This is a genomic window from Lysinibacillus sp. FW301-JW8 (assembly GCF_058788755.1).
The window spans coordinates 46,499-53,877 of the sequence record NZ_JBYTBB010000035.1 but is presented as its reverse complement, the minus strand read 5'-3'; the positions used below and the strand labels follow the sequence as shown (position 1 = coordinate 53,877).

Annotated in this window: 8 protein-coding genes; 1 reads left to right on the top strand and 7 read right to left on the bottom strand. The window is 37.9% G+C overall.

Features of this window, described 5'->3' with window-relative positions; translation table 11 throughout:
- Positions 1-150: 150 nt before the first annotated feature.
- Genes AC3WOM_RS15010 through AC3WOM_RS14980 form a run of 7 tightly spaced genes read right to left on the bottom strand, consistent with a single transcriptional unit; the run spans position 151 to position 5,917 of the window.
- Positions 151-510 carry a Na+/H+ antiporter subunit G gene (locus tag AC3WOM_RS15010; protein WP_427539505.1) on the bottom strand — a complete coding sequence of 120 codons (360 nt, stop codon included), beginning with the start codon at positions 508-510 and terminating at the stop codon, positions 151-153.
- The gene (locus AC3WOM_RS15005; protein WP_054771958.1) at positions 488-772 is read right to left on the bottom strand and encodes a Na(+)/H(+) antiporter subunit F1; all 285 of its coding nucleotides are present in this window, start codon (positions 770-772) and stop codon (positions 488-490) included. Before AC3WOM_RS15005 ends, AC3WOM_RS15010 begins: the two co-directional genes overlap by 23 nt.
- Positions 772-1,254: a Na+/H+ antiporter subunit E gene (locus AC3WOM_RS15000; RefSeq protein ID WP_427539499.1), complete on the bottom strand. Its 483-nt coding sequence runs from the start codon at positions 1,252-1,254 to the stop codon at positions 772-774. The genes AC3WOM_RS15005 and AC3WOM_RS15000 overlap by 1 nt, the downstream gene beginning before the upstream one ends.
- Complete coding sequence (locus tag AC3WOM_RS14995) at positions 1,254-2,759, bottom strand: Na+/H+ antiporter subunit D (RefSeq protein WP_492447417.1); 1,506 nt, start codon at positions 2,757-2,759, stop codon at positions 1,254-1,256. Before AC3WOM_RS14995 ends, AC3WOM_RS15000 begins: the two co-directional genes overlap by 1 nt.
- Entirely contained in the window at positions 2,752-3,090 is a 339-nt protein-coding gene (locus AC3WOM_RS14990; RefSeq protein WP_492447416.1) for a Na(+)/H(+) antiporter subunit C, read from the bottom strand. The genes AC3WOM_RS14995 and AC3WOM_RS14990 overlap by 8 nt, the downstream gene beginning before the upstream one ends.
- A 3-nt stretch (positions 3,091-3,093) precedes the next feature.
- Positions 3,094-3,516, bottom strand: coding sequence for a Na(+)/H(+) antiporter subunit B (locus AC3WOM_RS14985; RefSeq protein ID WP_427539493.1), 423 nt, complete (start codon positions 3,514-3,516; stop codon positions 3,094-3,096).
- A complete protein-coding gene (locus AC3WOM_RS14980; protein ID WP_427539490.1) occupies positions 3,506-5,917 on the bottom strand; it encodes a Na+/H+ antiporter subunit A in 2,412 nt (803 codons plus the stop codon). The genes AC3WOM_RS14985 and AC3WOM_RS14980 overlap by 11 nt, the downstream gene beginning before the upstream one ends.
- A 727-nt stretch (positions 5,918-6,644) precedes the next feature.
- On the opposite strand from AC3WOM_RS14980, the gene AC3WOM_RS14975 reads away from it, so the two are divergent.
- Complete coding sequence (locus AC3WOM_RS14975; protein ID WP_427539487.1) at positions 6,645-7,331, top strand: histidine kinase; 687 nt, start codon at positions 6,645-6,647, stop codon at positions 7,329-7,331.
- Positions 7,332-7,379: the final 48 nt, after the last annotated feature.

Sequence of the window (7,379 nt, the reverse complement as noted above, 5' to 3'; positions counted from 1 at the left end):
GCTCTGCGCGAAAGCGAAGCGTCAGCGGCAAAGCGAGTAGCCTGGAACGGAAATCACCTTCATTTTGACTAAATATTTACAAAGAGTCCCTTGACTATTTAATTTTTCAACACTATGAAAGACTGCTTGCTTTGGCAAACAGTCTTCTTTCTATTTTTCTTCTGGAAACAGCTTGGGCTTCAGTTCATCCTCACCAGAGCCCTCAGCCAAAGGAACGCGAGAGCGATAGGCGGCACGACAAATTAAGTGCCCTGCTACAGGAGCTGTTACAAAGACGAAAAGGATACCTAATATTAAACGTACACTTACAAATCCATCATGTACCCAAAAATAAATAAATGCACCTAATAAACATGTTAATACCGATAGCGTAGAACTTTTCGTTGCAGCATGGGAGCGCGTGTAAACGTCAGGTAAACGGATCATCCCATATGCACTAATAACACTTACAATCGAGCCAATCAAAATGAGGATGACAGCCGCCCATTCAATCATTTGATTTACGTTCAACAATCACACCTCTTTCGATATATTTTGTAAAAGCGATTGTACCGATAAATGCTAAAATACCTAATATCAAAATTGCTTCTAAATATGCCTTTGTTTTCAATACAATCGACACGATGGCGATTGCTGACAATAAATTTACACCAATTGTGTCAAGAGCGATAGCACGGTCGGGCATCGATGGTCCTCGAATAACACGATACAGTGACAGCGCGATAGAAACACTAAATAAAGCTAAAGCTAAGAGCAAAATATTTTCAATCATTAACGTGTCACCTCCATTATTGCTTGTTCAAATTTACCTATAGAACGAATGACAGCATCCTTCGATTGTTCAATGTCCATTGCATGAATATAGAACACGTCACCCTCCTCAGAAACCTCCATCACTACTGATCCTGGAGTAAGTGTGAGTAGCAACGCAAGTGCTGTTACTTCCCAATCTCCCTTTAGAACAGTTTTGTACGTAAATATGCCAGGGGTAATCGTAAGTCTTGGCGTAGTTATTTGTTTTAACACGCTGTAGCTCGATAATAGTAGCTCCCAATTAAAGAGCCATAGTAATTTAATAATGGAAAACACACGTCGCAAATAAAATTGTGTGCCATAAAAGCGATGCAACGCATACAAAATTCCAATACCTACAATAAAGCCAATTAAAAATGTGGAAAACTGCGGGACCACCTCATCTTGTAGCAATAACCAAAGTGCTGCGATAAATAAATTTAAAATAAATTGCATTGCCATTATTTACTCACCTCACCCTGCCAAGCTTCTCCATCTAACACAGCATCAATATAAATCGATGGCGTATAAAGTGTTTCTGCTGCATCTGTTACGTATGGCGCCATCCACTCAGCTCCAATCCCTAAAGCAATTGTGCAAACTGCCAATAATGCTAAAGGCAAGACAATGCGTTTCGGTAACGGCTTCTCATCTTCTAGACTAATAATTGTTTCTCCAAAGAATGAGGAAAGAAAGATTCGTAGAAGGGAATACAAGACAATTAAACTTGATAAAAACCCTAGACCCAACAGGATAAAATTCCCTCCTTCTATCGCACCTTGTCCAATTAAAACCTTACCTAAAAAACCGCTTAATGGCGGTATACCAGCAAGTGAACACATGACAATAAAGAATAACCAGCCGAAAAGAGGATAATTTCGAATCAGCCCGCTCATTTTATCTATTAACGTTTCACCCGTAACATAAATCATCATACCTACTGCCAAAAATAGCATAGCTTTCGCTACCATATCATGCATTAAATAATAGGTTACTCCTTGTAGCGCAGACTCTGTACCAATCGCAAGACCAGCTACTATAAATCCAACACCAATGAGGACATTATAAGATGCAATAGTTCTTACATCTCGTCCTGCCAATGCGCCCATACACCCAGCAATTATCGTAAGCCCTGCCATAATTCCGAGTGCAGTATGTGTAACATCCGGATTGTTTGGAAATAGCAAAGTAAAGGTGCGAACGAGCGCATAAATGCCCACCTTTGTTAATAACGCAGCAAAAAGTGCAGCAATTGCTGTAGGTGGTACACTGTATGAGCCAGGTAACCAGAAGAACAATAATAAACCTGCCTTTAAGCTAAAGACTATTAAGAAAATCAGGGCAACAGTTGTAATAACAGGATCTGCCCCAGCCTCCATTACACGAACAGAAATATGTGCCATATTTAATGTTCCAACAGTTCCATATAAAAAGGCTAATGCTACTAAGAAAATCCAAGAGGCCACAATATTAATAAGTACATATTTTAATGCCTCGCGAAGCTGGATTTTATCGCCACCTAAACTTATAAGTGCATATGAGGCCAGTAACATTACCTCAAAGCACACAAACAGATTAAATATATCCCCTGTTAAGAATGAACCATTGACTCCTGCTACCATAAGTAAGACGAACGGATAGAAATACATTTTTTCATAGCTGTTGCCAATCGTAAACAAGGCATATAGCACACAAATTACTGCGACAATATTCGCTATTAAAACAAGCAAAACGGCAAATGAATCTGCAACAAATAGAATACCAAACGGTGGTCCCCATCCGCTAAAATCGATCCGCAACACACCCTGCTCCTGAATAGCTATCAATAGCACAATACCAATCAAAACCACAAAGCTTAATGTTAATACACTAATAATGCGCTGTAAGATAATATGTTCACGTAAAAATACTAACAATATTGCCGTAATAACGGGTACGATTAATGGTAAAACAATCAAATTACTCATCCGGCGTACCTCTCAATTCGTCAAAATTCCCTGAACCATTTGTTTTATAGGCACGGTAGCCAAGAACAAGCACAAATGCTGTCACTGCAAAGCTAATAACGATTGCAGTTAAAATTAACGCTTGAGGCAGTGCATCTGTATAGGGACGTTCTGATTCTCCTAAAAGTGGTACATCCCCTTTTTTTAGCCCGCCCATCGTTAAAATTAGGAGATGGGCTGCATGTGATAAAACCGCAGTTCCTAAAATTACACGCAATAACTGTTTCGAGAGGATTAAGTACGTCGCAACAGCTACTAATACACCAACTAACACAAGTATTAAAGATTCCATTGGCTACTCATCCTCACTTATACTTAAAATAATTGTCACTACAACACCTACAACCGTTAACGCTACACCAGCCTCAAAAATGGTGACAGTTGAAAAGCCCATTTTCCCAAATATCGGAACATCAATATAGGTATGTGCCTGTGTTAAAAATGGCACATCAAAAAATAGTGATCCAATAGCCGTTCCTGTAGCAAGTAATACTCCTAGCGCCGCCATTTTTTTAAAATCAAACGGCATTCCTTTATGCACGGTTTCAATATCATAGGCTAGATACAACAGAACAATACCCGAGGCAAGTACGAGACCACCTATAAAGCCTCCACCTGGAGCATGATGCCCTGCAAAGAACAAATAAACGCCTAGGGTTAAAATAATGAATACGACTGCTTTAGTTATTGTACGTAAAATAACGTCATTAATTTTCATGGTCAGTCTTCTCCTTTCGTGGCTTTAGCTTCGTGAGTGTATACACACCTAAGCCAGCAATTAGAAGAACGACAACCTCTAGCATCGTATCAAATGCCCGAAAATCGCCCAGTATCGTATTCACAATATTCGAGCCTCCTGCAAGCTCGTAAGCATCATTAAAGTAAGTAGCAACAGGCTCAAAGCGATCAAAGTGAACTACGGCCAAGCCCACCAGTGTAACGGTAGCACCAACTAAAATAGATATTGTGGCATTTGACCATTGGACCTTTTTATGTGCTGATTCGGGCATTAAATCAGGTAAATATTTAAAACATAGGAGAAACAAAGCGGTCGTCACAGATTCAACAACTAATTGCGTCAACGCTAAATCAGGAGCACGGAAAATAACAAAGAAAAAGGCAATTGAATAACCAAGCACACCATTTAACAACATTGCCGTCACACGACCCTTTGCGAAAATCATCCATACTGCTGCGAACATCATTACAAACACTAGAATCAGCTCATAGGACTCAATTGTAGAATCCTTAGCAAAATCAAATGCAATAGCATCCGACCAAATAAAGTAGCCCGCAATAAGCGCTACAAAAAATACATATATATAGATAAAATAATGAGTTAAATTACCTGTCATATAGCGATTAGTCAGCCTTGCTGAGCCATTTTCGCTCATTTCAATGAGACGATTGTAATACGTATTAAACGTATACTTTTGAGAGAATATTCGATATAAAGGCTTCCAGCTTTTTAACGTTTTAAATAATATAGCCCCAATAATGATTACTCCTAGTGTCATTAATAGCTCTGCATTTATGCCATGCCATGCATGAATATGCGGTGTTAGCTCACTTGTTGACGGGAAAGTTGGATATATACTTGCCATTGCGGGCTCTAAAATATAATGTCCTAGCATATTCGGGAAGAAGAAGATTCCCACTACAAGGATGCTTAGGATAATTGGCGAAACTAGCATACCAATTGGCGCTTCATGTGGCTTTTTATCAATCTTATCTGGCTGTAATTTTCCAAAGAACGTGCGACTTATTAAAATTAAGCTGTAGACAAATGTAAAAATACTCGCCACCCAAGCGATAATCGGAAATAATAGCCCTACATCAGTAATTGAAAAGGCTTCTACATTACGAATAGCCAGCATTGCGGCAAAAAACATTTCTTTACTTAAAAATCCATTAAATGGTGGTAATCCAGCCATCGAAAAACCACCAATTACGGCAATTGTAAACGTTACAGGCATCAACGCCATTAAGCCACCAAGACGGCGTATATCACGTGTCCCCACCTCATGATCGACAATCCCTACCATCATAAAGAGTGCACCCTTAAAAGTGGAGTGATTGACAAGATGAAATAACGCCGCAAAGCTTGCCTGCGTATAAATAATAGTATTTTCAGCATAGCCGTAATAATGACCAACCGATCCTAGGCCAAATAAACTCATAATCAACCCAAGCTGACTAATTGTTGAAAAAGCTAATAAGGCTTTTAAATCCGTTTGGCGTACGGCATTAAATGAGCCCCAGAATAATGTTGCAAGACCAACCACACTAACAAGCCAGAACCAAATGGCCTCACCGCCAAATACAGGGGAAAAACGTGCAACTAAATAGATTCCGGCCTTTACCATAGTTGCGGAGTGTAAATAAGCACTGACTGGAGTTGGTGCCTCCATTGCATCAGGTAGCCAAATATGGAATGGGAATTGTGCTGACTTTGTAAAAGCACCTATTAATATAAGGATTAATGCTGGCGTAAACAGTGTATGATCACGTATTACTTCAACATTGGCTACAATTTCACGAATACTAAATGATCCTGAAGCCACAAAAAGCATTAAAAAACCAGCTAGCATGGATAGGCCACCAAAAACAGTAATTGTCATGGCTTTTCTCGCACCAGCTCGGGATGCCTTTCGGTGATGCCAAAATGCTATTAACAAAAATGATGACACGCTTGTTAATTCCCAAAACGTGTATAATACCATTAAATTATCTGAAAAAACGACACCAAGCATAGCGCCCATGAATAGTAATAGATAGCAGTAAAAGTGATGAAGAGATTCTTTCGTTGATAAATAAAAAATAGAATATAAAATAACCAAACTACCTACACCAGTAATCAGTAAGCCAAAAATCATACTGAGACCGTCTAGGTATGTTGTGAAATTTATATTAAAAGAGGGAATCCACTCATATGTATAAATAAACGTTTTACCCTCGGCAATTTGAGGAATAGAGCGAGCGAGTAAAAGAAACAAGATGAATGGAACGGCTAACACAAACCAGCCAAGATGTGCAACACGCCTCAGTCGCCTATAAAGAAGTGGAATAAGCGCAGCGCAGACAAATGGAAAAAGTATTGCAATAAGAACTGTAACCAAATGAAAACCTCCTACTATCGAATTCGTCCTGCAGACTGTTGATTGATTTTAATGATGCCGATAATAAAGTATTCCCTAATCTGATGAAGATAGTACGCTTTATTACTTAACAATCAAAATCAAATACGTAATTGAGGACACTTTATTTATTTCAGCTAGTATTCATTACCTGCTGAAAAAATGCTGTTATGAATATAGTAAAGCTAAACGAATATATCAGAAATTCCTTTGAATAATCCTTAAGGGGTTTTAGAAGATATCATGATTTGATGAATTAACAGTGAGAATTAGGATTTTTTATTGCAACTTAATTTATGATTCAGTAAGCTTTTATGGTAGTGCTGTAAGAAAAAACTAGGGGAACTTAGAGTTGGTAACTAAGGTTATTTTAAAATGGAAGCTTATTAAAATTAAACGCAATTTTACTAAGGAATACCGAGAGACTTGACTATCTATTTAACTCACTGCATAATAGTGTGGCATATAGAGACTATTCGTTTAAATGCGCAAAATGCATAAATCAAATACCTGTGAGTTATAGATATAAACTTAATTTCTCAAGGCTTTCTCGATATATTGTCATTAACTTTTATACATTTTTAAGTATACAATATAAATGAGCATAATGCACTGTAACAGCATCAATTCTAGCTGTTTTAGGATAATTTTTTCAAAATCGACAGTGGAAATAACAAAATAACAACAAGATAAGAGGTGTAAATTTTTTATGAAGCATGTGAAAGGGCGTTTAGACGAAAGTATTTTAGTTTGTGTTTATTACGGGCTTAACGGGGAACGCTTAATACGCCGTGGACATAAGATGGCCACAATGTTAGATTGCCCACTCTATATTCTTTCTGTAGACTCGCAGCCCCTTGATGCATTTGATGCAGAAAAATCTAGCTATATTGAGCAATGGAAAAAGCTATCGGATGAGCTAGATGTTGAAAAATTCATTTTATTAGATGATGAAAAACGCCCTATACAAAAAGTTATCGCAGAAGTAGCAAAGAATTTTGGGATATCACAAATAATTGTAGGTCAAAGTGCGCAGAGTCGTTGGGAAGAGATCACAAAAGGCTCATTCTTAAACGTACTGTTAAAAGAGGTTCCCTTTGTCGACTTCCATATTGTTGCTGTTCAGCGCCCAACTGATGATGATGCTAATGACATATATGAGAAAGGCGTACGCGCTTATTTAATCAAAGAGCATGAAAGCTTTAAAGTAGCATTTACATGTCCGAAATATGTATCGATTGAGGGTATTTTCTTTAAAGAAATTGGCACCGACTTTGACAATGGCATTTTTAAATTTACCTATAACGATAAAATGCATGAAGTTCATATATCAGAGGGCTACGTTATAGATAAAGAAAATCTACCAGCAGAATTTTTATCACCATTACGACAATAAAAAACGCGTTCTCAAATTTTAAATGTCCTTTCCAGGTTCTTTAAAATT

What these genes read in the sequence shown, in the direction of transcription:
- AC3WOM_RS14995 (WP_492447417.1), bottom strand. Translation starts at nt 2,759, where the DNA reads ATGAGTAATTTGATTGTTTTACCATTAATCGTACCCGTTATTACGGCA.
- AC3WOM_RS14975 (WP_427539487.1), top strand. Translation starts at nt 6,645, where the DNA reads ATGAAGCATGTGAAAGGGCGTTTAGACGAAAGTATTTTAGTTTGTGTT.
- AC3WOM_RS15000 (WP_427539499.1), bottom strand. Translation starts at nt 1,254, where the DNA reads ATGGCAATGCAATTTATTTTAAATTTATTTATCGCAGCACTTTGGTTA.
- AC3WOM_RS14990 (WP_492447416.1), bottom strand. Translation starts at nt 3,090, where the DNA reads ATGGAATCTTTAATACTTGTGTTAGTTGGTGTATTAGTAGCTGTTGCG.
- AC3WOM_RS15005 (WP_054771958.1), bottom strand. Translation starts at nt 772, where the DNA reads ATGATTGAAAATATTTTGCTCTTAGCTTTAGCTTTATTTAGTGTTTCT.
- AC3WOM_RS14985 (WP_427539493.1), bottom strand. Translation starts at nt 3,516, where the DNA reads ATGAAAATTAATGACGTTATTTTACGTACAATAACTAAAGCAGTCGTA.